Genomic DNA, 25,712 nt, shown 5'->3' on the forward strand with positions numbered 1-25,712 from the left:
GAAATTGTCACCAGTTGGTGACAGAGCCATCCGGCCGCCACAGATGCGGCGGTTCGACGTGGGTGGGTGTTGTTGCCCTGATCTTCTCTTCGTTGACCTCGATTCCAAGGCCCGGGCTGTCGGGCACCTTGTAGGTGATGCCGTCGAGCGGGATCTGAACGGGGAACAATTCTCTGTCGTGGAAGCCAAGATCCTCGGTCGGACCCTGCCGCGTCTCGGCCCAGCTGAAATTCGGGACCGCCGCGGCCATGTGGATGGTGGCCGCGGTGCAGACCGGGCCAAGCGGGTTGTGCGGCATCAAGTCGATATAATGCCGTTCGCACCAGCCGGCGACCTTCATCGCCTCGGTGAAACCGCCGATGTTGCAGATATCCAGCCGCATATACTGGGTCAGCCCCTGCTCGATATAGGGCGCAGCCTGCCACTTCGATGAGAACTCTTCTCCGACGGCGAAAGGGACATTCGTCATGGACCGCAGGGTGCGATAGGCCTCGGGTGTTTCGCAGCGAATGGGTTCTTCAAGGAAGTCCAGCGTGCCGGCAGGCAGCCGGTTGCAGAAATCCGCCGTTTCGGCGATGGACAGGCGGTGATGCAGGTCAATGCCCAGCACCAGATCGCTGCCGAATTCTTCGCGCAGCGCGATCAGTTCTTTCGATGCTTGATTTAGGTTCTTGCGCGGGTCGAAAGCGCCATCTCCGTTGAACTCTCCCGTATAGATACGCAGGCAGTCCCATCCTGCGTCCACCAGAACCCGCGCCTTGGCGATCAATTCATCGAGGTTGGCGGATTGGGCGCTGGGGAATGTCGGAATCTCGTCGCGCTGCTTGCCGCCAAGCAATTGATAAACCGGCACGCCGAGACGTTTGCCCAGAATGTCATGCAACGCGATGTCGATGGCCGACATGGCAGCGGTCAGTACGCGACCACCTTCGAAATACTGACTGCGGTAGCTTTCCTGCCAGATGCGGCCGATCTGGTTGGAATCCTTGCCGATCAGAAAGCTGGCGAAATGCTGGATCGTCGCTGCGACGGCGCCTTCTCGGGCCGACAGACCGGATTCCCCCCATCCGATCAGGCCGTCATCGGTCGAGACCTTCACCAGCAACTGGTTGCGAATCCCGACACGGGCAAGGAGTGGTTCGATGGCGGTAATCTTGGACATGCAATAAGCCTTTCAGTGCCAGCCAACGCGTGGCGCGGCGGGAATAATGCTGGGACGTTCCTCGACGATGGTTGCCGTCAACCGGTCCCGAATGGACGCGGCGCTGGAACTGTCCCAGAGGTTGGTCATTTCGTGCGGATCGGCGGCAAGGTCGTAAAGCTCGCCTGCGCCGCTTTTCAGATCCACGGACAGGCGGTGGGTTTTCGACCGCACGGTGCGCAGGTCGAGGTCAACACCGCTGCGGCTTGCATCGACCTCCCATTCGTTATGGGCAACCTCGCGGGTCGCTCCGGCCATGACATCGGTCAGCGATGTGCCATCGTCCCCGGTCACGGTCAGGCCGCAAAGCTCGGTCAGCGTTGCGCGCAGATCCAGCGTCGAGACCGGTTCATCGAAGCGGCCCGTGGCAATGCCTGGCCCCGACATGACCAGAGGCACGCGAAGCAATCCGTCATAGAGCATCGGTCCCTTCAGCAGCAGGCCGTGATCGCCCAGCCATTCGCCGTGGTCAGAGGTGAAGATGACAATGGTGTTTTCCAGCCTGCCGCTGGTTTCCAGGGCATCGAGAATGCGGCCGATCTGGTGGTCGATTGCTGCAATCATCCCGTAATAGACTGCGATGACATCGCGCAGATCCGCGTCCTGCAATGCGTCGTCATTCCCCCAATAGGGTTGGTCCTCGGCATGTTTGCGCTTTTGTGTGCGGCGGGCCGGGCTTTCCAGGAAGGCACGGTGCCACCAGGGACGACGATCCAGGTCCAGTCTGCGATGTGGCGGCAGATCGATCTTCTCTGGATCGTACATCGTGGACCAGGGGGCAGCGGCCAGAAACGGTGGGTGCGGATCGGGGAACGACACCCAGGACATCAGCGGGCGGTCGCGATCCTCGTTCAGCATGTCGAGGGTTCTTTCGCCCACCCAGGCGGTTGACATCCATTCATCTTCCAGGTCCGAACGCCAGACCTGGTTATGCGTGGTAAACGGAGGCACTGCCTTTTTCGCACGGTCCCAGCGGGTTTTGCCCTGACCATCCCGATCGAGGTAGTTTTCGTAGTGCAGGGTGAAAGGTTTGTCTTTCCAGCCGCAATGATGGTGTGGACGAAGGGTCAGGGCGACGTTTTCAAACCCCATGTAAGGTCCGGCCCAGGCTTCTTCATAGGTTGCAACGGAATCGTAGCATTCGGGAAAGCCGGTCGGTTCGAATGTTTCATGCGTCGACAGATGCGCCTTGCCGATAAATCGCGTTTCATACCCCGCCCGGGAAAAGATCGCGCCGAGCCCTTCATCCGCAAGACGCGGGTCGAGGTTGCGCCCGTTGTCACGCACGCCATGTGAATAGGGCAGCTTGCCCGTCAGGATCGACGCCCGTGCCGGCTGACACATCGGGTGGGGGCAAATGCAGGTGTCGAAACGCGCGCCACGATCTGCAATGCGCTGGATGTTCGGTGTGTGAACACCCCGTCCCGCTCCGCCAATACAGTCGCCACGTTGTTGGTCGGTGGTGATCAGCAAGATGTCAGGTGAACGACTCATGCCGCATCCGTCCACGGCAACGATCTTCTTTCTTCGGCCCTAGCCTTTGAACTGCAGCACATCTCGATCTCCTCAAGGCACGATTCGATTTATTATTATACGATAACTGAAATTTAGTCGACTATTTTGTAAATTGTATCGTTTATTGATCTTGTTGATGCGTTTTACAAGGGCCGCCGCACCGGGATCACCGCCGATATGGCGGCATTCACCCGAAGGCGGATCCTGGTCGCGATGCCATGTCGAGAATGGGTGAAACCACGCCGTGCAGCCCACCCTTGGGTGATCGCGGCCTGATGGCGGCGGGGTGCTTCGGACATGGGGCCAGTATGCCGCTCGGTCAGGTGATTGGCCGCGTTTCCACTTGGGATGCTATCGCGCGGGTATGCGGGGCGACATTCGCCATGCCGCTGAGAATGGTCGCGAAGGTTCTGTGGCCATGTAAATGTCTGGCCTTGCCAATTGTGACAACTTTATGGAAATGCAACACTTTCAAAGTGTTTCAGGATCGCCTGCATTGCTCCATACCCCTTTGAGCTGGGACGCATATGGATTCCAGCCTCGCGGCGTGGCAAGCCTTGCAAGGTCGGCAGGATCAACAGGCCTTGTGTCTTTGCATGGTTCGCCAGTTGCAGCGGTGCCGACATAACGAACGGCCCGTCCTTGACCAGTTGCAAGCCGGTTGAAAATGACGCAGTGCGGATGTCGATGATATCGGCGCTGTCATCCTGCGGCGATACCGATCTGCGCAACCGGCTTTCGGTTTCAGGGTCAGAACCAAATATCACCCATTTTTCCGCGGTCATTTGCGTAAGATCGACGGGGCTTTCATGGGCAAGCCGGTGATCGGGACGCAGAACGATCCCGTGTTCGATCATCGCGACATGCTGAGAGCAGATGTCAGCATCCGGATCGACATCGTTCAGAACGCCGAGATAAACATCGATCTGCCCGTTGAGCAATGCCTGCCAATTGGGCTGCGATGTCGTGGCGATCAGTTCCAGTCTGAGCTGCGGAAACTGATCTTTCAGGCTGGCAAACAGGCCCGAAACCCAACTCAGATGAAACAACGGTCCCGCTGCGACACGCAACACCGAAAGTCCGCTGGTGCGGATCGTGGCGATTTCCTCACGGCAATACCGGTACTCATCTTCGATGCGCTTTGCCCGGTTCAGGACCAATTCCCCCGCTTCGGTCAAGGTCATGCCGCGCCTGCTGCGTTCGAATAATGGGGTGTCGAAATCGGCTTCGAGATTGGCGATCCGTTTCGTGACGGACGGTTGAGTCAGGCCCAGATGGTCGGAGGCCAATGTAAGCGATCCAAGGCGGGCCACGGCCATGAACGCAGCGAGGTTCTTTTCCATTGTATTCCTTTTTCGAATGCAATCATTAATTCTTTCAAATTTACAGAATAGATTTTCTGCTGCAACCTGCGCTGACCTGAAATTTCTGGCGTTCTGAAAGGTACAGCAATGCGAACCGTTTTTGTCTTGTTCGATTCCCTAAACCGGCTTGCACTGAATGCTTATGCCGATAGCGGGATTGCCACGCCGAATTTTGATCGGTTTGCGCGGCGTTCGGTGACCTTTGACACGCATTATGTCGGCAGTTTGCCCTGCATGCCTGCACGGCGGGATCTGCATACAGGCCGGCTGAATTTCTTGCATCGTCATTGGGGGCCACTGGAACCTTTTGATGAATCCTATGCACGCACACTGAGCAAGAAGGGGGTCTATACGCATCTGGTGACCGATCACCTGCACTATTTCGAGGATGGCGGATGGGGCTATGCCAATGCGTTTGACAGCTGGGATTACATACGCGGGCAGGAATATGATCCGCTAAAGCCGGTTGTCGTGCCCGACCTCGACAAGATCCGGATGCAGTTTGACCAGCAGCAATATCCAACAGAGGGCCTGCCCGACGGGGCCGCCACACGTGGAAATTCGCCGAAGATGGCGTGGAAACGGTCGCGTGCAGCCATCAATCGCGATTTCCTGCAGGAAGAGGGCGACTATCCGATTGCCAAATGCTTTGCAGCGGCCTTTGATTTCCTTGATTTGAACAGGGGGGGCGACGATTGGTTTCTGCAACTTGAATGTTTCGACCCCCATGAGCCTTTCGTCGCCCCCGAAAGGTTCAAGAATGCCTATGCAAGCGGGTATAACGGTAAATCGCTGGATTGGCCCCTCTATGAACGGACGTCGAATTCAGCGCAGGAGATCGCCGAAATACGCGGCAATTATGCTGCTCTGGTCGCAATGTGTGATGAGTATTTCGGAAGACTTCTGGACTATTTCGACAGATATGATCTGTGGAAAGATACCGCATTGGTTCTGACGACCGATCACGGGTTCCTGCTGTCGGAACATGATTGGTGGGGCAAGAACCGCATGCCCTATTACGAAGAGGTCTCACATATTCCGCTGATGGTCTGGCATCCTGAATGTGCGGCCGGAGAACGGCGCGCAGGCTTGACGCAGACACCGGATTTGATGCCGACATTTCTGGAGATGCATGGCTGTGACCTGCCGGAAACAGTGACGGCAACGTCGTTGATGCCGGCACTCAGGGCAGATGTCGCCGGACATGACGATGTGATCCTTGGGATGTTTGGCGGGCCTGTCTGTGCCACCGACGGGCGATACAGTTACTTCCTGTATCCCGATGATCCAAACCAGCAGGAGCTGGATATCTACACGTTGATGCCGGCGCATCTGTCATCACTGTTTGATATCGATGAACTGAAGACGGCCAAGCTCAGCCCGCCCTTCGATTTTACGAAAGGGGCGCCAGTCATGCGGCTGCGGCTTTCATCCTGCAATAGTCAGGTCGGCAATGATGGTCAGACATTGGAGGAATGCGAAACCGTCCTTTACGACTTGCACAGCGATCCGGGCCAGAAGCAACCAATCGAGGATCCGGCCGCGATTGAACGGTTGCGATGCGCGATTGTCGGGCATTTCCGCCGGCATGACGCACCGCATGAGATATACGGCCGCTTCGGTCTGTCAGCACAGATGGCCGCGCAGATTCCCGAGCAGGCGTGAAGGTCCATACCATTTCTTGAGGAGGAGAAGCCATGAGAACGACAATCAAGGGACTGCTTGCGGCGGTCGTGATTTCTGCAACGACACTGGGCGTGGCACGCGCCGAGTTTCCCGAACGAACCGTCGAACTTGTCCATCCCTGGGGGCCGGGAAATGCCATGTCCGTCAGCCAGATCATCGCCAAGGCAATGGGCGAGGAGCTGGGTGAGAACATGCCCGTGATTTCCGTGCCGGGGGCGGCGGGCACCAAGGGTCAGATCATGGCAATGGAACGGCCTGCGGATGGTTATACCGTATTTGACGGCTATGTCGCGCCGCTGCTGCTGCAGCCGATCCTGGGAAACGCGGATTGGGATTTCCGCGATTTCAAACCCTTGCATGCCGCTGTCTCGAATGCCTTTGCCATCGGAGGACGGGCGGATGAAACGCGCTGGTCCAGTTTCGAAGGGATGATGGAATACGGTAAGGAAAATCCGGGCGCGCTGCGCTATTCGTCGGGGACGCGCAACAATCTGCCACATATGGTCATTGCAAAGGTGCTGCAATCATACGGCGTTGTCGCGCAGAACGTTCCGTATACGCAAGATGGCAATGCGGTGAAGGATCTCAAGTCGGGGATCCTGGATTTCTCTTTTGTGAATGTCGGTGATTACAAGGCTGATCCGGCCGCTTTCGAAATTCTTCTGGTCATGTCAGAGTTGCCCGGTGCCAAGGCGTCCTATGACGATGCGCCTGCGATCACGGATCTTGAACTTGATCTGAACCTGTCAGGGCTTGGCCCGATGGGCTGGACTTGGTGGATCGTGCATCCCGATACACCCGAAGATGTCACGGCGACGCTGCGCGATGCCATGGAAACCGCAATGAAACGCCCCGATGTGCAGGAAGCTATCGAACGCGTTGGTTTCGTGCCACTGGAGTGGGATCACACCCAGTATGAAGAGATCCTGAGTTCGGTTCAATCCCAGCTTGAGGCGATGGGCAACGCCTTGATCTGGGAAGAAGAACAACTTCACAGTCTCGATCGGTAAGCCGCCATGACAAAGCGGCAGATGGAATGGGTGGCATTGGCATTTTTTGCCGCCCTCGTGATGCTGGTATTCCAGCAGATTGCGACCTCGATGGTCGAACAGGGGATCGCCTCTGGCGGGGCCTATGACAACGCCGCAAGTTATCCCCGCGCCATCGCCATATTTCTTGGAGGGCTGATTGGTATCCAGGCGATCCTGCTGTTCATGAAAAGCAGATCGCTCGACGCACCGGTTCGCACCGAGGGCAGAGGACGGGCGATTGCCTTGTTGTTGGTTTTCGGTGGGTATCTGATGGGGCTGAACTGGTTGGGATACCATCTCAGCACGGCGCCGATGGCCTTGACCGTCATGCTGATATGTGGCGCGCGGCCCGGCCTTCGTCTGGTTCTCGTGGCATTGGGAATGGCCTTCGGACTGGCATTTATCTTTGAAAAAATTCTCTCGGTTGTTCTGCCTGGCGGCACGTTCGGCCTGAATATTCCCTGGTAAGGAAAAGACCATGTTTGCAACTTTGGCATCCGGATTCGAGATGTTCCTTACGCCGCTGGCAGTTGGTCTGACCTTCATGGGCATCCTGATCGGCATGCTTGTCGGGGCATTGCCCGGGCTTGGTCCCTTGATGGGAATCGTGCTGTTGCTGCCTTTCGCAATCGGTATGCCTCCGCTGGCGGGAATGGGGTTTCTGATCGCGATTTTCGTGGGTGGTTCTTGCGGAGGTTCGGTCTCGGCGATCCTGCTGCGAATACCGGGCACGCCATTGGCGGCGGCAACATTGCTAGACGGCTATCCGATGGCAAAGAAAGGCCGGGCGGCGGATGCCATCGGGATTGCCCTGGCCGCATCAGCCTTGGGGGGCATTGCCGGTGGGGTGGTGCTGATCATGGCATCGCCGACCCTGGCCCGATTTGCCAGCAGTTTCGGGCCACCGGAATACACCATGCTTGCGATCACCGGTTTGTTCACCATTTCCCTGATATCCGAAGGAACATTGGTGAAGGGGCTGATGGCATGTGCGTTTGGATTGCTGCTTTCGACCGTGGGCACCGATGAATTTTCGACCGGGTTCCGTTTTACTTTCGACAACCCGAACCTGATGAACGGATTTCATATCGTGGCCGTGGTCGTGGGATTGTTTGCAGTTTCGGAGATGGCGTTTCAGGTGATGGGAAGTGATCTTCTTTCCAGCCCGACAATTCAGAAGGTGCAGCCTGGTCTTGGATCTTTCGTGCGGGTGCTGAGACATTGGCCAAACCTGCTGCGTTCGTCGGGGATCGGGGTGTTTTTCGGATCCCTGCCCGGAGCTGGGGGCGATATCAGTTCGTTCAGCGCATATGGGGTGGCCAAGGCGTTCTCGGGATCGCATGAAAACTATGGCACAGGTGAAGAGGGCGGGGTGGTTGCCACCGAGGCCGCGAATAACGCAACGGTCGGGGGCGCATTGGTCCCGACATTGGCCCTGGGCATTCCGGGTGACGCGTCCTCGGCGATGCTGTTGGGCGCGATGTTGATCCTGGGCTTTGTGCCGGGGCCATTGATGTTTGTTCAGGAACCCGGTTTCGTGGGCGGGATATTCCTGGTCTACATGCTGTCGAATGTCTTTCTTCTGGTGGCGGGAATTATCGCGGCGCCTCTGTTCATCAGGGTATTGTCGATACCCAAGGCCTACCTGATACCCGCAATCCTGATCCTGTGCTGCATTGGAACCTTCGCCCTTCAGGCATCCGTATTCGATCTGCTTGTGATGTTCGCATTTGGTCTGGTCGGAATGCTGTTCCGATTGACGGGATACCCATTGTCACCCGTGGTGCTTGGGTTGATTCTGGGGCCAATTCTGGAAAGCAATCTTCGCCGGTCTTTGCTGATTTCCCGGGAAGGCTATTGGATCTTTCTGGATCGTCCGGTCGCCAGCGCGCTTGTCGTGCTGAATGTTCTGATCCTGACCGGTCTTCTTGTCTCGAGCTTGCGGCGCATGAAAAAGGCACGAGGTGGAAAGCGTGCTCTCAACCCATAAATCCTGTTTCTGGCCCGCCCGCCTAAGGCGGCCAGACCTGTGTCAGCCTGAAAGCTATTCCCAAGGCAGCGGGCGATTTCCATTCCCGCTGCCTTGAATGATGTTCACGCGTTCCGACTGGTCAGGCTATTTCACGCCGGGCGTGCCGTCGAACTTCTTTTCCAGATGCTGCCAGACCTCGATATATTCCTGCTGCATCGGGGCGTCCTTGGCTGCGTATTCGGTCAGATGCTGCGGAAAGCGGGTCTCGAACATGAAGGACATGGTGTTGTCCAGCTTTTCGGGTTTCAGCTCGGCGTTGCTGGCACCTTCGAAGGCATCGCGATCCGGGCCATGGGGCAGCATGCAATTGTGCAGGCTGATGCTGCCCGGCGCAAAGCCTTGCGGCTTGGCGTCATACTGACCGAAGATATTGCCCATCAGTTCGGACATGATGTTCTTGTGATACCAGGGCGGGCGGAAGCTGTGTTCCGCCACCATCCAGCGTTCGCGGAACAGCACGAAATCGATATTCGCGGTGCCCGCCTGACCCGACGGGGCGGTCAGCACGGTGAAGATCGACGGATCAGGATGGTCGAACAGGATCGCGCCAACGGGCGAATATGTCCGCAGATCATACTTGTAGGCGCAATAGTTGCCGTGCCATGCCACCACATCCAGCGGGCTGTGGCCGATATGGGTTTCGTGAAACTGGCCGCACCATTTGATGACGACGCGGCTGGGCACCTCGCGATCCTCGAAGGCGGCGACGGGGGATTTGAAGTCGCGCGGGTTCGCCAGGCAGTTCGCGCCGATCGGCCCGCGGTCGGGCAGGTCGAATTTCTGGCCATAGTTCTCGCAGACAAAGCCGCGGGCGGGACCGTCCAGCAGCTCGACCCGGTAGACCAGCCCGCGCGGCAGGATCGCGATTTCCTTGGGTTCAAGGTCGATCACGCCCAGTTCGGTGCAGAACCGCAGGCGGCCTTCCTGCGGCACGACCAGCAATTCGCTGTCGGCGGAAAAGAAATACTCATCCTGCATGGATTGCGTGACCAGATAGACATGGCTGGCCATGCCGGTCTGGGTGTTCACGTCGCCCGCCGTGGTGATCGTGCGCATGCCGGTGATCCAGGTCAGCGGCTGATCTGGTACCGGGATCGGATCCCAGCGGTATTGCCCAAGGCTGGTCACGTTCGGCACGATATTCGGTGCCGTCTTCCAATGCGGCACCTCGATGGGCGAAAAGCGCCCCGTATGATGGACCGAAGGCCGGATGCGATAGCACCAGGTGCGTTCATTCTGGCCGCGCGGCGCGGTGAAGGCGGTGCCGGACAGCTGTTCGGCGTAAAGACCGTAATTGCATTTCTGCGGGCTGTTCTGCCCTTGGGGCAGGGCGTCGGGCAGGGCCTCGGTTTCAAAATCATTGCCGAAACCGGGCATGTAGCCCGCATGGGTTCCTGTGGTGCCGGCGGCGCGGATCATGCCCTGGGGCAGGTCGTGGGTGGTCATGCGGCCTCCTGTTCCGAGTTCATTGCGGTTGCAACGAATATATCGTTGTGAAAGCAACGAAGTCAATTGCGACATCGGATTTCTGTTGCGCGCGCAATGAAATCTTGCTGTCTAGGGACGGTCAGGAGGCACGATGAGTTTTCAGCTGGATGAGTTTCTGCCCTATCGGCTGTCGGTGGCCGCGGCCCAGATCAGCCGCCGCTTTGCCGCGCGTTATGCGCAAGAGGCCGGGCTGACGATCCCGGAATGGCGGGTTCTGGCGCATCTGGATCACTCGGGCGCGGTCAGCGTCCGCGACATTCACGCACGGGTCAATCTGGACAAATCCATGGTCAGCCGCGCCGCGACCCGGCTGGAACAGGCAGGGCTGTTGCGCAAGGACGGGCACCAGACGGATCGGCGGCTGATCGTGTTGGAGCTGACCGATGAGGGGCGTGACCTGATGCTGCGTCTGGGCCGCATCGCGACCCAGTTTCAGGACGAGTTGCTGGCCGAGCTGGGCGAAGACGGCCCGGCCCTGCGCCGAGCCTTGGCGCAACTGTCTGACGGTTAGTTTTTTTTCGGTGGCTGTGGGGCCGACCCGTCGCTGTCGGCGATGGCGCGGCCAAGCGCCTCGACCCCCTGGATCAGCGCGGCGCGGTCGTCCTGCGACATCGCCTGCAGGATCCCCTCGGCGCGGGCCCGGACGCCGGCAAAGGCCCGCCCGAACAGATCGCGCCCCGCCGGTGTGATCGCATAGTTGCGCAGGCGGCGGTCGGAACCCAGAATTTCTCGTGTGATCAGTCCCTTGTCCTGCAAGCGACTGGCCGCGCGGCTGACCTGCACCTTGTCCAGCGAGGTGCGTTGTGACAATTGCAGCGAATCCAGCGTTCCGGCACCTTCCAGCAGGAACAGCAATCGCCATTCCTCGCGCGTCAGGCCGTGTTCCTGGCCATAAACGGCCACCAGTTGCCGCGAAAAGGCTTCGGCCACGACGGCAAGGCGATAGGGAAAGAAGGTCTCGATGCTCACATTTGGGTCCGGTATTCGGGCCACGGGCCGGGGTGACGGCCCGTGGCGACTGGGTCAGGTCGCAAGATGCAGCGACAGGATCGGAAGGGCGATGATGATCGCCAGACGAAAGATATCCGCGATCCAGAACGGAAGAACCCCGCGGAAGATCGTGGTCAACGGCACGCCCGGAAGGACCGAACGCAGGACGAACACATTCATCCCGATCGGCGGCGTGATCAGGCTGATTTCGGTCACGACGACGACGATGATCGCGAACCAGATCAGCACGGCGTCGGGATCCTGCAGCACGCCCAGCCCGAAATCCAGACCCGAGACCAGCGGATAGAACACCGGCACCGTCAGCAGGATCATCGACAGGCTTTCCAGAAAACAGCCCAGCACCATATAGATCGCGACGATCAGCAGCAGCACGGCCCAGGGCGACAGGCCCATCTGTTCGATCAGGTCCGACAGCCCATCTGGCAGGCCCGCGAAGCTGACGAAATTGCCAAAGATCTCGGCCCCGATGATGATGGCGAAGATCATCGCCGAAGCGGTCGCGCTGTCCAGAAAAGCGGTGCACAGGCCCGCGCGGGTCAGCCCCCCGGTCAGCGCGGCGATCAGCAGCGCGGCGGCGGCACCCATTCCCGCAGCCTCGATCGGGGTGAAGAACCCGCCATAGATCCCGGCCATGATAAAGACGAACAGCGCCAGCACGGCCACGACGCTGATCGCATCGCGCCGCGACATCGGCTGAACCTCTCCGACCTGCGGGGCCAGTTCGGGGCGCAGGCGCACGGCGACCATGACAGCCAGAAGATAGCCGATGATCCCCAGAATGCCGGGGATGATGCCTGCAAGGAACAGCTTGCCGATATCCGCCTCGGTCAGCAGGCCGAAGATGATCAGCACGACCGATGGCGGGATCAGGATGCCAAGCGTGCCGCCCGCCGCGATGGCGCCGGTGGCAAGGCTGTCGGAATAACCAAAGCGCCGCATCGAGGGCATGGTGACCTTGGACATGGTCGCCGCCGTTGCCAGCGAGGACCCGCAGACGGCCGAAAAGCCGCCGCAGGACAGGACCGTGGCCATGGCAAGCCCGCCGCGCATCCGTCCAAAGACCCGGTCGGCGGCGGAAAACAGGCCCTGCGCGATGCCCGACCCGGCCAGGACATTGCCCATGAAGATGAACAGCGGCACGACGGACAGCGAATAGTTCAACCCGGTTTCAAACACCGCATTGCCCACCATCGCGCCCGCCGGACCCCAGCCGCGCAGCAGCGCAAAGCCGATCCCGCCCACCAGCGCCATGGCAAAGGCAATGGGCACGCGGGCAAAGACCATCATCAGCAGGATGGCAAGGGCGATCAGGGACAGGGTCATGGGGCTTCCTTGCGCAGCAGGATCAGGATTGCGGAAACGGCGCAGCTGACAGCGGCCAGAAAGGCCAGAGGCGCCATCGGAATGGCCAGCGATGCGCTGCGCGTGCCGTCATGCAGCTGGTCCATCCCGATCACCACCAGCCGCCATGCAAAGAAGGCCAGCGCGACCGAGGCCACCGCCCCGGCCAGTCGCCCCAACACGCGCTGCACGCGGCGCGACAGCAGGTGCAGCGCCAGATCGACCTCGACATGGCCGCCATCGGCGGTGGTCAGGGGCAGCGCGACAAAGACCAGCGCCGCCAGCAGGATCTGCGTCAGCTCATACGCGCCGCCAAAGGGACGGTTCAGCGCATAGCGCCCGATCACATCGACGCAGGTCACGCCGATCAGCGCCACGATCAACAGCGCCGCCACCCCCGCCAGCGCGCGATACCACGGCGCGCGGCGATGTGGGGTCCGGCCCGGGACCATGTCAGGGGCCGGATCGGTGTCGCGGTGGTCGGTCATTCCGCCGACACGCCGGTCATTTCGCGGAAGGCGGCCAGTGCGGCGGCACCGTCATAATCGCCCAGCCCCTCGGACCATGCCTGTTCCAGCTTGTCTGCCTGTTCCTTCAGCGCGGCGACGACCTCGGGGGTTGCTTGATAGAAATCGACCTTGTCGCCGATCTCGGCCTGCGCGGCGGTGTCTGCATCGTTCCAGGCCTGGCCCACGCGCGTGGCGAAAGCCTGACCCGAGATGGCGTCGATGGCGGCGCGGTCCTCTTCGGACAGGCTGTTCCACTTGTCCTCGTTTATCACGAAGAACCAGGTGGTGTTGTAGATGCCGCCGGGCACGGTCATCGAGTATTTGATGTCATCGACCAGATTGAAGGCGGTCATCGCCTCATAGGTAAAGGCCACCCCGTCGATGACGCCGCGCGACAGCTTTTCGTAAACCTCGGGCGAGGACATGAACAGCGGCGTCGCCCCCAACGCGCTGACCAGATCACCGACATAGCCGCCGGGCACCCGGATCTTCAGCCCCTGCATGTCGGCGGGGGTTTCGATCTTGCGGACATTGTTGTGCAACAGGCCGGGACCATGCATGAACAGGCCCAGCAGATGGGTGCCTGCATGTTCCTCGGCCGCGTTCAACTGATCGCCATAGACCGACCAATAGGCCTGAGAGTTGGCGATGGCGTCATCGCCCAGAAAGCTGAACTGGCCCAGTCGCGCGCGGTTGAAGCGGTCATCCTCGGTGAAGGAATGCAGGCCATAGGTCACATCGGCCACACCGTCGCGGGCCATGTCGAAATGCGCGGGCGGGCTGCCAAGGGGCTTGCCCATGATACGCACGGTCACGCGGCCATCAGTGACCTTTTCGACCTCTTCGGCCCAGGGTTCGAACGCATTGACCACGATCGGGTGTTTGGGCGGCAGCCACGAGGACATGATCAGTTCCTCGGCCATGGCCGGGGTGACGGATAGCAGCAGGGCGGCAAGCGCCGGTTTCGTGATGGTCATGGGGTTTCCTCCTCTGTCGCCCTCGCCTCCCGCGAGGGGTCGAAATTGTCGGGATGGGCTGCGGTAAAGTCGGGATGGGCGGCGCAGGTCGCGGCGACCTGCGCGATGCGGGGCAGGTGGTCGAAGCCGACGCCCCAGCGCGTAGCGTTGTAAAGCTGCGGGATCAGCACGCAATCGGCCAGCGAGGGGGTGTCGCCGTGACAAAAGCTGCCGGTATGGGCGGGGTGATCCAGCATCGCCTCGATCGCGGTCAGGCCCTTGGCGATGTTGTCGCGGTTCCACGCGGCGCGGGCGTCCGGCCCGGCCAGCGCCTCGACCCGCTGCAGGATCTTCAGGTTCGAGATCGGGTGGATCTCGCAGGCGATGGCCTGGGCAATGGCGCGGACATGCGCCCGCGCCGCCGGGTCGGCAGGCAGCAGCGCAGGCTGCGGCCGGGTTTCTTCCAGATAATCCAGAACCGCCAGCGATTGCGTCAACACCTGTCCGTCGATTTCCAGAACCGGGACAAGGCCTTGCGGGTTCAGCGCGACGTGATCGGGGCTGCGGTGATCGCCCGCCACCAGATCGACCGACTGGCGGCGGTGTGCGATCCCCTTCAGGCGCAGCGCGATCCGCAGCCGATAGCCCGCCGAGGACCGCCAGTAATCATGCAGGATGACCGGGTGCGACATGGTCATTCCACGGCGGGAAGGATCTTGCCGGTGCAGGGGCCAAAGCCCACGCGATAGCCGTCGCCCTGTGCATGGGCGAACAGGCCGATCTCGTCGCCGTCCTGAATGAAGGTCCGGTCCTCGCCATTGACGGTGACGGGGCTTTTGCCGCCCTCGGTCATTTCCAGAAGCGCGCCGGTCTGGTCACGTTCCGGGCCGGAAATCGTCCCGCTGCCCAGCAGGTCGCCGACGCGCATCGGGCAGCCTGACACCGCGTGATGGGCAAGTTGTTGGGCGCTGGAATAATACATGACGTTATAGTTCGTCTGGCTCATCCGCTGGCCGTTCATCGTCCAGCCGACGGTCATGTCGTAAAATCCCGGCCGGCTTTCCTGCAGATAGGGCAACAGCGGGTTCACCCGTTCGGCGCCATCGCAGCGAAACGGCTCCAGCGCGGCCTGCGTCACGATCCACGGGCTGATCGTGGTGCTAAGCGCCTTGGCCTGAAACGGCCCCAGCGGCTGATATTCCCAAGCCTGAATGTCACGCGCTGACCAGTCGTTCAGCAGCACATAGCCAAAGATCATCTGCTCGGCCTGATCGACGCTGATCCGCGAACCCATCTGGCTGTCGGCCCCGACGATCGCGCCCAGTTCCAGTTCCAGATCCAGCCGCTTGCAGGGCGACCAGACGGGGCCATCCTGGCCTTTGACCTGACCCATCGGGCGATGAATGTCAGTGCCCGAGACGACGACCGACGAGGCGCGGCCATTATAGCCGATGGGCATATGCGTCCATTGCGGCGGCAGCGCATTTTCAGGGCCGCGAAACAGCACGCCGACATTGAAGGCATGGTTCTTCGAGGCGTAGAAATCGGTGAACTCGGTCACTCGGATCGGCAGGTGCAGTGTCGCGTCGGAGATGGCGACCAGTGGCACAGTCTGATCGGCGCCGTCGGCCAGCAGCGCGGTCAGCTGTTCGCGGATGCGGTCCCAGACCGGGCGGCCAAGGGCGATGAAATCGTTCAGCTGCGGGCGGTCGAAGGTGCCGGCGGCGTCCAGCAGCCCCTGCGCCTCGCAGGCGGCCAGATCGACGATCATCTGCCCGATCGCCACGCCGCAGCGCGGTCCGCGATCCGCGGTCGAGAAAACGCCAAAGGGCAGGTTCTGGATCGGAAAATCGCAAGCGGGATCGTTCGCGCCAGCTACCCAGCTGCGCAGCGGCACATCTGCCATCGCCATTTCAGGCCTCCTGTCATCGTGATTGCCGGTCAAGCAGAGAGCGGGCCTGAACCGGGATCCTTCACAGTCTTAGCAATGTTCGTTTCATTTGCAACAAGATTGTGGCCGTGGTCAGTCCAGAACCGACGCAACCATTTGATTCGCCCGTGAAATACCCATTTTCTGATACGCGCGCTGGCGGTAGGTCAGCACTGTTGGGGGGGATAGCTGCAATTCGTTCGCGATCTGATCAGCGGTCATGCCTGTCAGGGTTCTTGCGCAAACTTGCAGCTCGCGCCCGGTCAACCTTGTGTTGGCATTGGCCAGCCGTGTCTCGATTCGTGCGATCGGGGGCTGGGCGGTTTCGGCTTGCAAAATTTGCACAAGACCGGTGAGGGCCAACTGGGCGAGCGCGCCTAGTTGCACCATGTCTACATCCGAATCTGGCAGTCGGTGGTAAAAGGTGAGCACCAGATCATGATCGGGAAACCGCCAGCCAAAGCAGATCTTCTCGGAAAACCGGGGTTGTTCGAAGCACAGTTTGCGATAGGCTGCCAATTCGATGGAATCGGCGCGAATGCGGCAGATGAACCCAGCCCCGACGGGGGTGGCCAGCCGCGCGGACACTGCCGGATCGCTGTGATGAAAGCGTTTTGCATAGGCAGCCGCACGTTCTGCGACATCGGGCAGGTCGCTGGAGGATGCAAGCGTGCGGTATGCCCCCTCGCAGGCGCGGTATGCGAACAGTTCGTCAACACCTGCAATGTTGCGCGCAATATCAAGCAGCCGCTGTGAAAACAGTCCGGGATCACGCGCTTGTATCAAGTTGGCAGCCTGTTCCGGGTCGATCAGTCCTGATTTTTGCATAGCACCCTCGGATGTCCATAGTTCAGATGACATACGCGGGCAGTTCGTTGCAATAGAAATGATTCTAACGCCACAGGACAATTCTGGGAGAGATCATGGCCAAGCCCTTTGCCTCATCCGCCGATACCACCGCCAAGACCGACACGCTGGAGATTCTGGGGGAAGGCGTCTATGCGCTGACCGCCGAAGGCGATCCCAATGTCGGTGCGGTCGAGGGTGAGGATTTCGTCGTCGCCATCGAATCCCGTGCCACGCCTGCCGCGTCGCGCGAATGGCTGAAGGTGTTGCGCGAACAGACCGACAAGCCGGTGCGCTATCTGGTCCTGACGCATTACCATGCCGTGCGGGTGCTGGGCGCAAGTGCATTTGATGCGCAAGATATCATCATGTCCGAGGCCAGCCGCGATCTGGTCGAAGAACGCGGCGAGCAGGACTGGAAAAGCGAATTCGGCCGGATGCCGCGCCTTGCCAAGAATGCCGAAGAGGTGCCCGGCCTGACCTGGCCCACCGTCACCTTCGCCACCGACTATGATATCGATCTGGGCGGCGATCGCGGCAAGCTGGAACTGCGCTTTCTGGGGCGCGGTCATACCGGCGGCGATGTCGCGGTCTGGCATGACAAGACGCGCACCCTTTTCGCGGGCGATCTGGTCGAATCCAAGGCCGCCCTGTACACCGGCGATGCCTATCACTTTGACTGGGCCGGCAAGACGCTGGACAATGTGAAGGCCTATCAGGCCGAATATCTGATCGGCGGGCGCGGGCCGGTCTCGCGCGGCGTTGCAGAAACCGACGCGGCGGTCGAACAGACGCGCAAATTCCTGAACGGCATGATCGAGAATGTCGGCCGCGTCCACAAGGCGGGCGGCAATCTGAAACAGGCCTTCGAGGCGACGCGCGACGCACTTGCGCCCGAATTCGGCGCCTGGCCGATCTTTGAACATTGCCTGCCTTTCGATGTGCAGCGTCTGTGGGATGAGTTCGACGGGATCGAGCATCCCCGGATCTGGACCGCCGAGCGTGACCGCGAGGTCTGGGCCCAGCTTCAGGACTGATCGCCACAGAAAGGGGGGAGACGCCATCATGGCGAATGTCGAAGGTATCCCGATCTATCGAGAGATCGGGTCGGTTCCGGCTGCCGGAATGTCACGGGACAAGGCGCGGGTGACCGTGGTCGGGGCGGGGCCGGTGGGCCTTGCCATGGCACTGGATCTGGGGCGGCGCGGTCATCCGGTGACGGTGCTGACGCGGCTGGACTTCATCGCGCATTGTTCCAAGGCGATCTGCTTTTCCAAACGTTCGCTGGATATTCTGGATCGGCTTGGCGTGGGCGACCGCGCAATTGCCAAGGGCGTGACTTGGAACCTGGGCAAGGTGTTCTGGGGGGCGGGCGATCAGCCGGTCTATCAGTTCGACATGCTGCCGGTGAAGGATCAGAAGCGCCCCGGCTTCGTGAATGTCCAGCAATACTATATCGAGGAATATCTGCTGGATGCGCTGCTGGATCTGCCCAATGTCCAGATCCGCTGGGGTCATCAGGTCACTGCGGTCACGCCGCAAGACGGCGGCGTCGAGTTGCGGGTCAGCGCCGCCGATGGCGATTACAGCCTGACGACCGAATGGGTGGTGGCCTGCGACGGGGCGCGTTCCACCGTGCGCGACTGCATGGGGCTGGATTTCGAAGGCCGGGTGTTCGAGGATAATTTCCTGATCGCCGATATCCGCATGACCGGGCATGACATGCCGCCCGAACGCTGGTTCTGGTTCGATCCGCCCTTCAATCCGGGCAAATCGGCCCTGATGCATCGCCAGCCCGATGATGTCTGGCGGCTGGATTTCCAGCTGGGCTGGGATATCGACCGAGACGCCGCGACCCGGCCCGAGAATGTCGAACCCTTTGTCCGGGCCATGCTGGGCGAGGGCGTCGAATTTCAGCGCGAATGGTATTCGGTCTATACGTTCCAATGTCGTCGCATGGCGCGTTTCGTGCATGGCCGGGTGATCTTTGCCGGCGACAGCGCGCATCTGGTATCGCCCTTCGGGGCGCGGGGCTGCAATGGCGGGTTCGCTGATATCGACAATCTGGGTTGGAAGCTGGATCTGGTGCTGACGGGCCGTGCCGACGCGCGGTTGATCGACAGCTATGACCACGAGGCGATCGTGATGGCGGATGAGAATATCCTGAACTCGTCCCGTTCGACCGATTTCCTGACGCCGAAATCGACGGCCAGTCAGGCGCTGCGGGATGCGGTTCTGCAACTGGCGCAGGATCACGCCTTTGCGCGGCCCTTCGTGAATTCGGGCCGATTGTCGACGCCGGTTAGCTATCCTGCCAGCCCGCTCTCGACGTCCGACAGCGATGATTGGGACGGCGGTGTCGCGCCGGGTGCACCCGTGCTGGACGCCCCGCATGACGGTGGCTGGCTGCTGGACGCGCTGGGGCAGGGGTTCGTGCTGCTGACCTGCGAGTGGTCGGGCGCGGTGCCGGACGGGGTGCAGGTGATCGCGGTCAGCGGGCTTGCGGCCACGCGGCTGGGTCTGTCACCCGGCAACGCCGCGCTGATCCGTCCCGATCATTATGTCGCGGCGCGGTGGCGGAGGCCCGACCGTGACGCGATCCAATCCGCATTGCTGCGCGCGCAAGGGGGGCTTCATGGCTAGTCTGAACACCGCACCGAACCTGTCGGGTCACGACGATATCTATGAACGCCTGATCGCCCTGCATGATGGGCTGAGCGAGGGCGAAAGTCTTCAGGCCTGGTCGCGTCTGGTTCTGCTGCTGATCAACCATATCGGCGACCGCGAGGTGATCGACTGCGCGATTGATTTGGCCAGCGCGGCGGGAAATCAGTGACCTTTGCAGGTGCCTGAACGGATCGGGCAGCGCCTTGATCGGCCCCGCCATTGGCCGCGACAGCCTGCGGCGATGGATCGCGCATCGCAGAACAGCGGCAACCTAGACTCATCTTTCTATTCGGTGAAGCCATCATTATCGGATTTATGGGCCCACTGCTTGGCGTTTCGATCCTGGTCTTCGGTGGCTATCTGGCCTTTGCCTATCAACCTGAAATCGCGCCTGTCTCTGCGGACGACCTGCCCGAATACGATCGCGAACCGGTCGAAAAAGGGCGGATTCTGGCGGCGGCGGGTTACCGCGCATCTTGCCACACGGCTGCCGATGGCGCGCCCTGTGCGGGCATTTATGCGATGGAAATCGGATTCGGCAGGTTCTATTCGAAGAACATTACCCCGGATCCGGATCTTGGTATCGGGGCATGGTCAGAGCAGGCATTCCGCCGTGCCATGCATGAGGGCGTCAATCGCGAGGGGCAGCATCTCTTTCCCGGCTTTCCTTTCGATCACTTTGGCAAGATGAGCGACGAGGATATTCGCACGATTATGCCTATCTGATGACCGATGTTGCACCGGTCAAGGCCGTGCAAGAGGCGAATGGCATCCCTTTTCCGCTTGGGTCGCGGATATGGCAGGCGGGGTGGAAGCTGCTGTTCGTAGATTTCGGCCGCTATCAGGCTGATCCTGCACAATCCGACACGTGGAATCGGGGTGCATATCTGGTTCAGGGCATCGCGCATTGCGGGGCATGTCACACCCCGTGCAATGTTCTGGGTGCGGAAAGGACAGATCATGCAGGTGCCGCGATTGAAAGATGGATCGCCCCGGCCCTGACTGAACACAATGAATCCGCCATTCCCTGGACTGCGGATGATTTTGCCAGCTATCTGGACACGGGTGCCACCAGTCATCAGGGGGTGGCGGCTGGGCCGATGTTGCCTGTTGTCCATGCGGGGCTTCGCCAGCTGTCCGACACCGATTTTAGGCCATTGGCATCTATCTGGAAGATCTTGGCTCAGGCGCGGCGAACCAGCGGTTCGTGCTGCCGCCCTTGCGGATCACTTGGCGGATCATGTGCATGGCGCCGACGATCCGCAGGCGGATGTCGATCTGGCCCATCTTGCTGATCGAACCGAGCGTGGTCTTGCCGCCGGTCGACCTCTGCCGGGGTGCCGGGCCAAGCCATGCGGCGAAGCTGCGTCCACTGTCGAATATATCGAGATCCGGTGTGAACGCCGCGACTGCGCCAGCCGGACGGGACCGATGCCCGGGATAGTGCAGAGCCGAGGCGGTCGCACATCTGTCTTCGAATGGCACCAGACGCACCTCATGGCCATGGGACTGCGCAATCCCACCCCAGTGATGCGATGTGGCACAGGCCCCATCGCCACAATGCAGGACGGCTGCTCGACCAAAGGCGTCGCCCGCCGCACTCGTGGCAGCGGGCGATTTCATGCAACCGTCCCATCCGCCGCGACCGCGCAGACCTGAAAGCGTCCCTTCGCAAGGTCGATCGCCAACATGCTGATCTTTGGTGTCGAAACTGCAACCTCCAATTGGTTGCCGTGCAACCATCATGGCATAAGAGATGACGGCGGGTGGGGCATCCATCGCATCAGTTCAATACGCCTTATGGCAAGCTTTCCGACGGGTTGGACCAGGCCTCCGATCGGAATTGGTTGCTGGTCGATATGGCGCGCGATTGCGGAACGGTCTGGACAGGCGGGAAGTAACGCACCTCGTGCGTTTCGACGGATGAGGCTGGCGCAACCATCTTTTTGTCGGGGTCGCGCCGCACCCGCGTTAGACAAAGGCCGAGGAATGGTGCCCGGTGATCAGCCACTGGCCATCCAGCTCTTCGAAGGTGAACAGATAGCGTGCGGGAACCGTCTGCTGTTCGCCACCTTTCAGGAATGTGAATGTATAGTGACCGCCGATCACGACGGTGCCCAGCTTGTGGCTGATCCGCTTGCGCATGTTGTCGATCCTGCAGGACAGGTCTGGATTGGCCAGAAAGCTTTCGAAATAGTCACGACGCTCGACATCATGACCGCGAATTTCGTCCTGCATGGTGGGCACCAGAATGGCGTCGTCGGCATATAGAGCCAGCAATTGATCGATATCACTCGCCGAAACGGCCTTGGCCCAATTGATCAATGCCGCGCGTGCCGCAGCCAGGTGCGGGCTTGCCTGCGCTTCGAATTCCGGATCCATCTGAACGCGCATGGTCGTGATGTCTTCGTGCATGGGTCTTCCTGAACAGAGTGTCGATATTTGGCGACCTGACGTTGCGGCGACCTGTTCGCGGTACGGCCAGTCAAGTACAGGGCATCGTGCAATAATTTGTAATACTATTACATTTAATTTCAATGGAATAATCCGCGTTGGATAACCGGGACAATATCCCAATCCCTCGACTGGTGTTGGGTCAGCAGATCAAAGTTGTCGGACATTTCGGTTCATGCACGGGTTGCGGGACTTGCGATCCACCCGGTCGTGCAGCTATTGCGAAACACGGCGCGCAGAAATGCGTCGCGTGGCCCGTTCCGGCGGATGGATTTTGGACAAGGATACACCGATGATTGCAATAGAACCCGGACGCATCACCGAGATCCGCAAGGCGCGCGGGATCGGGCGTCCCAAACTGGCAAAGATGGCAAGCCTGACCGAGCGGCAGATTTCCCGTCTGGAAGGTGCCTTGCCGATGAAAGGTGAGTTCACGCAGGATATGCTGCTGCGCCTGGCGGCGGCGCTGCATGTGCGGCCCGAGGTTCTGACCGACACCGGTCCGCTGACGGATGCCGATTTTGATGCAGTGCCACAAGGGAAATCCTGCGGTTGCTGCTAGACTTCAAAGTCTGATCATGCGGCAGGTTTGGGCGTCGTAACCTCGGTTTGAACGCTTAGCCAGACAGTATTCTGATCCGGGGCGATGCGCATGTCCTCGATCCGTCCGGCGCGGCGGATCGTGGTGTCATGTTGCCACAGGCAGCATTGGCGGCGGGACCAGTAATCCAGATCAGTCAGACCTCTTGCGTGGGCAAGTGCCGGTCGTTCGATGACGCCGATCATCAGAACGCGTCCGTCGCGGGCGTCTGTCGTCACCACCGGGATCAGGCGGCGCTGTTCAGCGATGCGCGTCAGATCGTTTCCTTCCCTTGCTGGCCGTTTCGGGGCCCGCCCATACGGATGCGGTTTCAGGCAAAACGAAGCAGCATCGTAGCCGATGCGACGGCAATAAGCAGCCCGGCGAAAAGTTGTGTCATGGGCGAAATCAGACCCGAAACACGTCCCGTGCTGAAACGCGAGACGGCCAGATTCAGCCACAGCCCCGAACAGGCCATGATAATATTGAAGCTTGCCGTTCCAAGGCCCATGCTGAATGTCGCGATTATACCGGCTGGCAGGATTTGCAGACGCCAGGCAATCACCAGCAGAAACAGTGCCCCAGTGCATGGCCGCAACGCGATGCTGAGAACCAGCGCCAGCATTTCGCGCGGGCTCATGATGTCACCTATTTCAGCCAGTGTCGGAGCATGCCGATGCCCGCAGCCGCAATGTTCATCGCCCGGTCCATTGCAGGATTGCGCGTTGGCGGGGGCCAGAATGCGCCACATGGCCCTGCCGCCACGCAGGGCAAGCCATAGCCCGATCAACGCCACCGCCGCATAGCTGAGCGGTGCCAGCGCCTGCTCGGTGAAATCAATCAGTTGACGACTGCTCAGGGCGATCAGCCCCGATCCGGTCAGAACCAGAATGACCGCTGTCAGGGATTGGCCGATACTTGCCGCAAGGGTCAGAAAGGCAAGGCGCAACAACCGTGCGCGCCCCGCAAAGGCTGCACCACCGATCAGGACCTTGCCGTGACCCGGACCGATGGCATGGGCGAACCCATATGCAAAGGTCAGGCCGCATAATCCAAGCAATGCGGCCGGATCACCGGCTTGAATGGAGCGCAATGCCCCCGCCATGGCATTCTGGATTTCGCGCTGTCGTTCCGCGGCCCACCAGAAAAAGCCCGTCAGGCTGATCTGATAGGCGAAAATTGCGACCAGAAGGGCGGTCGCCAGCAGCAGCAACAGGAAACGGGTCAGGCGCATGTCAGGTAAATATTCTCTGCGAACAACGCGCCGATCTCGGTGTCTTCGGGGATTTCCTCGCGCGACAGGGCGGCAAGTTCGGCCTGAATTGCCGAAGTTTCGCCGTCTGGTTCGAAGGGCGCAATGCGCAGGTCACAGTCCGGGTTACTCTCTTCCAGACCGCTGTCTTCGGTCACGCTGTAGGCATAATAATAGATCGGATCGTAGATTTTCAGGTTGGCTGTTTGCCCCACCAGGTCGACAGGCGTTTCAAGCTCCAGCGTGAAGCCTACCCCGATGCGATCTCCCAGGCTTTCCGCCTTGGCGTCGCGCGGACGCGAGAGTGCGGTTTTTTGGCCGTCGATGAACAGATAGGTGTCACCTTCGTAATCCTGGGGCCAGTCGGTTTCACCACGCTCGATCTTGCGCAGATCATCGGCGTCAAGCTGTCCGTCGCCGTCATCATCGAGCTGGAGCGTGTCATAGAGCACCAAAGATGTGAATGCGTCATATGTCCAGTGGATGCGCAGCGCGGTCAACCGCTGCTGTTCGTCCAGCAGAAAGCTGCCACGCACATCCACAAATACATGCGGATGTGCCATCGCTGTTGTGGCGGTGAGCATCAAGGTCAGAACCGCAGCGGGAAGATGCATCGCGTGTCCTCGGGTGGGGCGCGGGGTTGCGCGCCCCGATCCGGTTAAGTCAGGCAATCGGCCAGATTGCTTCCCAGATTACGCAGGACTTGTGGGTAAAGTTCCGCACCCGGTTCAAGATCCGAGCCAAGCGGATCAATCAAGCCAATTTTCGTGTCGCTGTCGCGAAAGACTGTTTCGATAAGATCCAGCTTGAATTGTGGTTCGGCGAACACGCAGGTGATGTCAAGTTCATCCACTTTGTTTTGAATTTCCTTGATCCGTGCCGGGCTTGGCGTCGAGGCGTCGCCTATGCTGATCGAACCACTGGCGGCAATATCGAAACGGTTCTCGAAATATTGATAAGCGTCGTGAAAGACGATGAAGTTCTTGCCGCGCACAGGATCAAGTTCCGCGTTGATTTCACTTGTGATTTCGGCAAGCATGGCTTTGCCCGAATTGGCATTGGCGCGGTAGGTCTCGGCATTGCGGGGATCCAGCGCCGCAAGTTCATTTGCAATCACGTCCAGCCAGACCGAGGCGTTTTCGGGGTCCAGCCACATATGTGGATCATGACCATGATGATCGTGGACGTGGTGATCGTCATCGTGATCATCATGCTCATGCTCATGCTCATGCTCATGCTCATGCTCATGCTCATCGTGCGCCTCGTCATGATGGTGTTCGTCGTGATCATCATGGTTGTGTTGTTCGAATGTGGCCCCTTGACGATATTCCAGCTCGGTTGTGCCTTTGACCTCCGTCAATTCCACGGTCCGGGCATCCGCCGCCAACGCCTCCAGCGATGCCGGCAGCCATGGCTCCAAACCTTCGCCGATCCAGAACACGGCATCGGCCCGATCCAGAGCTTCGGCTTCTGATGGGCGCAGTGAATAGCCATGCGGTGAAGCGCCAGGACGAACCAGCAGGTCCGGTGTTCCGACGCCCTGCATGACCATGGCCACCAAGGAATGGACCGGCGGAATATCCGCAACGACCCAGGGTCCATCGGCCTGGGCAGCACCGGCAAGGGTCAGGGCGGACACGGTTCCGAGGATCAGATTTCTAGGCATGTTCTTCTCTGCACGATGATGTCAATTGGTACATGCCCTTATATGTAATGTTATGACATATCAACATCTGGACGGCGGAATATCGCGGCTGGGGTATGCCCCTTTCGCGGAATACGCGCCGATTCTCGCGCACAAAAGTCATGCGTATTTTTCGGTTTCAGCTGGTGTCGCATCGGATTGACC

Annotated in this window: 27 protein-coding genes; 10 read left to right on the forward strand and 17 right to left on the reverse strand. The window is 60.1% G+C overall.

Going from position 1 to position 25,712, the window contains the following annotated elements:
• Window positions 1-7 precede the first annotated feature (7 nt).
• The 3 genes from PAF17_RS11965 to PAF17_RS11975 all read right to left on the reverse strand — a co-directional run bounded on the left by PAF17_RS11965 (window position 8) and on the right by PAF17_RS11975 (window position 4,059).
• Window positions 8-1,162, reverse strand: coding sequence for a mandelate racemase/muconate lactonizing enzyme family protein (locus PAF17_RS11965; RefSeq protein ID WP_271889332.1), 1,155 nt, complete (start codon window positions 1,160-1,162; stop codon window positions 8-10).
• Window positions 1,163-1,174: 12 nt separating this feature from the next.
• Complete coding sequence (locus PAF17_RS11970) at window positions 1,175-2,695, reverse strand: sulfatase family protein (protein WP_271889333.1); 1,521 nt, start codon at window positions 2,693-2,695, stop codon at window positions 1,175-1,177.
• Window positions 2,696-3,168: 473 nt separating this feature from the next.
• Complete coding sequence (locus PAF17_RS11975) at window positions 3,169-4,059, reverse strand: LysR family transcriptional regulator (RefSeq protein WP_271889335.1); 891 nt, start codon at window positions 4,057-4,059, stop codon at window positions 3,169-3,171.
• Between the two features lie 108 nt (window positions 4,060-4,167).
• Between PAF17_RS11975 and PAF17_RS11980 the strand changes: the two genes are divergently transcribed.
• The 4 genes from PAF17_RS11980 to PAF17_RS11995 are packed head-to-tail and all read left to right on the forward strand — an operon-like array spanning window position 4,168 to window position 8,787.
• Window positions 4,168-5,745, forward strand: coding sequence for a sulfatase (locus PAF17_RS11980; RefSeq protein WP_271889336.1), 1,578 nt, complete (start codon window positions 4,168-4,170; stop codon window positions 5,743-5,745).
• 32 nt (window positions 5,746-5,777) lie between these two features.
• A complete protein-coding gene (locus PAF17_RS11985; protein ID WP_271889337.1) occupies window positions 5,778-6,776 on the forward strand; it encodes a Bug family tripartite tricarboxylate transporter substrate binding protein in 999 nt (332 codons plus the stop codon).
• A gap of 6 nt (window positions 6,777-6,782) precedes the next feature.
• Entirely contained in the window at window positions 6,783-7,265 is a 483-nt protein-coding gene (locus tag PAF17_RS11990) for a tripartite tricarboxylate transporter TctB family protein (protein WP_271889338.1), read from the forward strand.
• Window positions 7,266-7,275: 10 nt separating this feature from the next.
• Window positions 7,276-8,787 carry a tripartite tricarboxylate transporter permease gene (locus PAF17_RS11995; protein WP_271889339.1) on the forward strand — a complete coding sequence of 504 codons (1,512 nt, stop codon included), beginning with the start codon at window positions 7,276-7,278 and terminating at the stop codon, window positions 8,785-8,787.
• 126 nt (window positions 8,788-8,913) lie between these two features.
• Here PAF17_RS11995 and hmgA read toward each other — a convergent pair whose 3' ends face one another.
• Complete coding sequence (hmgA, locus tag PAF17_RS12000) at window positions 8,914-10,275, reverse strand: homogentisate 1,2-dioxygenase (protein WP_271889340.1); 1,362 nt, start codon at window positions 10,273-10,275, stop codon at window positions 8,914-8,916.
• A gap of 133 nt (window positions 10,276-10,408) precedes the next feature.
• On the opposite strand from hmgA, the gene PAF17_RS12005 reads away from it, so the two are divergent.
• Window positions 10,409-10,828, forward strand: coding sequence for a MarR family winged helix-turn-helix transcriptional regulator (locus tag PAF17_RS12005; RefSeq protein ID WP_271889341.1), 420 nt, complete (start codon window positions 10,409-10,411; stop codon window positions 10,826-10,828).
• Here the strand turns inward: PAF17_RS12005 and PAF17_RS12010 are convergent.
• The 7 genes from PAF17_RS12010 to PAF17_RS12040 form a co-directional block, all read right to left on the reverse strand.
• On the reverse strand, window positions 10,825-11,286 hold the full coding sequence (locus PAF17_RS12010) for a MarR family winged helix-turn-helix transcriptional regulator (protein ID WP_271889342.1): 462 nt from the start codon (window positions 11,284-11,286) through the stop codon (window positions 10,825-10,827). The two genes, PAF17_RS12005 and PAF17_RS12010, sit on opposite strands and share 4 nt — an antisense overlap.
• A 54-nt stretch (window positions 11,287-11,340) precedes the next feature.
• A complete protein-coding gene (locus PAF17_RS12015) occupies window positions 11,341-12,651 on the reverse strand; it encodes a TRAP transporter large permease (protein WP_271889343.1) in 1,311 nt (436 codons plus the stop codon).
• Window positions 12,648-13,157, reverse strand: coding sequence for a TRAP transporter small permease (locus PAF17_RS12020; RefSeq protein WP_271889344.1), 510 nt, complete (start codon window positions 13,155-13,157; stop codon window positions 12,648-12,650). The genes PAF17_RS12015 and PAF17_RS12020 overlap by 4 nt, the downstream gene beginning before the upstream one ends.
• A complete protein-coding gene (locus tag PAF17_RS12025; protein ID WP_271889345.1) occupies window positions 13,154-14,155 on the reverse strand; it encodes a TRAP transporter substrate-binding protein in 1,002 nt (333 codons plus the stop codon). The genes PAF17_RS12020 and PAF17_RS12025 overlap by 4 nt, the downstream gene beginning before the upstream one ends.
• On the reverse strand, window positions 14,152-14,826 hold the full coding sequence (gene maiA, locus PAF17_RS12030) for a maleylacetoacetate isomerase (protein ID WP_271889346.1): 675 nt from the start codon (window positions 14,824-14,826) through the stop codon (window positions 14,152-14,154). The genes PAF17_RS12025 and maiA overlap by 4 nt, the downstream gene beginning before the upstream one ends.
• Window positions 14,827-14,828: 2 nt before the next feature.
• Entirely contained in the window at window positions 14,829-16,046 is a 1,218-nt protein-coding gene (fahA, locus tag PAF17_RS12035) for a fumarylacetoacetase (protein ID WP_271889347.1), read from the reverse strand.
• A gap of 111 nt (window positions 16,047-16,157) precedes the next feature.
• Window positions 16,158-16,892 (reverse strand): helix-turn-helix transcriptional regulator, encoded by a 735-nt coding sequence (locus PAF17_RS12040; protein ID WP_271889348.1) that lies wholly within the window; start codon window positions 16,890-16,892, stop codon window positions 16,158-16,160.
• A gap of 95 nt (window positions 16,893-16,987) precedes the next feature.
• On the opposite strand from PAF17_RS12040, the gene PAF17_RS12045 reads away from it, so the two are divergent.
• The 4 genes from PAF17_RS12045 to PAF17_RS12060 all read left to right on the forward strand — a co-directional run bounded on the left by PAF17_RS12045 (window position 16,988) and on the right by PAF17_RS12060 (window position 20,303).
• Window positions 16,988-17,947: an MBL fold metallo-hydrolase gene (locus PAF17_RS12045; RefSeq protein ID WP_271889349.1), complete on the forward strand. Its 960-nt coding sequence runs from the start codon at window positions 16,988-16,990 to the stop codon at window positions 17,945-17,947.
• A 28-nt stretch (window positions 17,948-17,975) separates the two neighbouring features.
• Window positions 17,976-19,553 carry an FAD-dependent oxidoreductase gene (locus tag PAF17_RS12050; protein WP_271889350.1) on the forward strand — a complete coding sequence of 526 codons (1,578 nt, stop codon included), beginning with the start codon at window positions 17,976-17,978 and terminating at the stop codon, window positions 19,551-19,553.
• Window positions 19,546-19,746: a DUF2783 domain-containing protein gene (locus tag PAF17_RS12055; protein WP_271889351.1), complete on the forward strand. Its 201-nt coding sequence runs from the start codon at window positions 19,546-19,548 to the stop codon at window positions 19,744-19,746. The genes PAF17_RS12050 and PAF17_RS12055 overlap by 8 nt, the downstream gene beginning before the upstream one ends.
• Before the next feature lie 146 nt (window positions 19,747-19,892).
• Window positions 19,893-20,303 (forward strand): hypothetical protein, encoded by a 411-nt coding sequence (locus PAF17_RS12060; RefSeq protein ID WP_271889352.1) that lies wholly within the window; start codon window positions 19,893-19,895, stop codon window positions 20,301-20,303.
• 438 nt (window positions 20,304-20,741) lie between these two features.
• On the opposite strand, the gene PAF17_RS20190 is transcribed toward PAF17_RS12060, so the two are convergent.
• Both PAF17_RS20190 and PAF17_RS12070 read right to left on the reverse strand, forming a co-directional pair.
• The gene (locus tag PAF17_RS20190; RefSeq protein ID WP_408636417.1) at window positions 20,742-21,200 is read right to left on the reverse strand and encodes a transposase; all 459 of its coding nucleotides are present in this window, start codon (window positions 21,198-21,200) and stop codon (window positions 20,742-20,744) included.
• 348 nt (window positions 21,201-21,548) lie between these two features.
• Window positions 21,549-21,992: a nuclear transport factor 2 family protein gene (locus PAF17_RS12070; RefSeq protein ID WP_271889353.1), complete on the reverse strand. Its 444-nt coding sequence runs from the start codon at window positions 21,990-21,992 to the stop codon at window positions 21,549-21,551.
• Between the two features lie 331 nt (window positions 21,993-22,323).
• On the opposite strand from PAF17_RS12070, the gene PAF17_RS12075 reads away from it, so the two are divergent.
• A complete protein-coding gene (locus PAF17_RS12075; protein WP_271889354.1) occupies window positions 22,324-22,593 on the forward strand; it encodes a helix-turn-helix domain-containing protein in 270 nt (89 codons plus the stop codon).
• 14 nt (window positions 22,594-22,607) lie between these two features.
• Here PAF17_RS12075 and PAF17_RS12080 read toward each other — a convergent pair whose 3' ends face one another.
• The 4 genes from PAF17_RS12080 to PAF17_RS12095 all read right to left on the reverse strand — a co-directional run bounded on the left by PAF17_RS12080 (window position 22,608) and on the right by PAF17_RS12095 (window position 25,529).
• Window positions 22,608-22,850 carry a phosphoribosyl-AMP cyclohydrolase gene (locus tag PAF17_RS12080; protein ID WP_271889355.1) on the reverse strand — a complete coding sequence of 81 codons (243 nt, stop codon included), beginning with the start codon at window positions 22,848-22,850 and terminating at the stop codon, window positions 22,608-22,610.
• A gap of 92 nt (window positions 22,851-22,942) precedes the next feature.
• A complete protein-coding gene (locus PAF17_RS12085) occupies window positions 22,943-23,845 on the reverse strand; it encodes a nickel/cobalt transporter (protein WP_271889356.1) in 903 nt (300 codons plus the stop codon).
• Complete coding sequence (locus PAF17_RS12090) at window positions 23,836-24,477, reverse strand: DUF1007 family protein (protein WP_271889357.1); 642 nt, start codon at window positions 24,475-24,477, stop codon at window positions 23,836-23,838. The genes PAF17_RS12085 and PAF17_RS12090 overlap by 10 nt, the downstream gene beginning before the upstream one ends.
• A 44-nt stretch (window positions 24,478-24,521) precedes the next feature.
• Entirely contained in the window at window positions 24,522-25,529 is a 1,008-nt protein-coding gene (locus tag PAF17_RS12095) for a zinc ABC transporter substrate-binding protein (RefSeq protein ID WP_271889358.1), read from the reverse strand.
• Window positions 25,530-25,712: the final 183 nt, after the last annotated feature.

It is taken from the genome of Paracoccus onchidii (genome assembly GCF_028294535.1).
Taxonomy (GTDB): domain Bacteria; phylum Pseudomonadota; class Alphaproteobacteria; order Rhodobacterales; family Rhodobacteraceae; genus Paracoccus; species Paracoccus onchidii.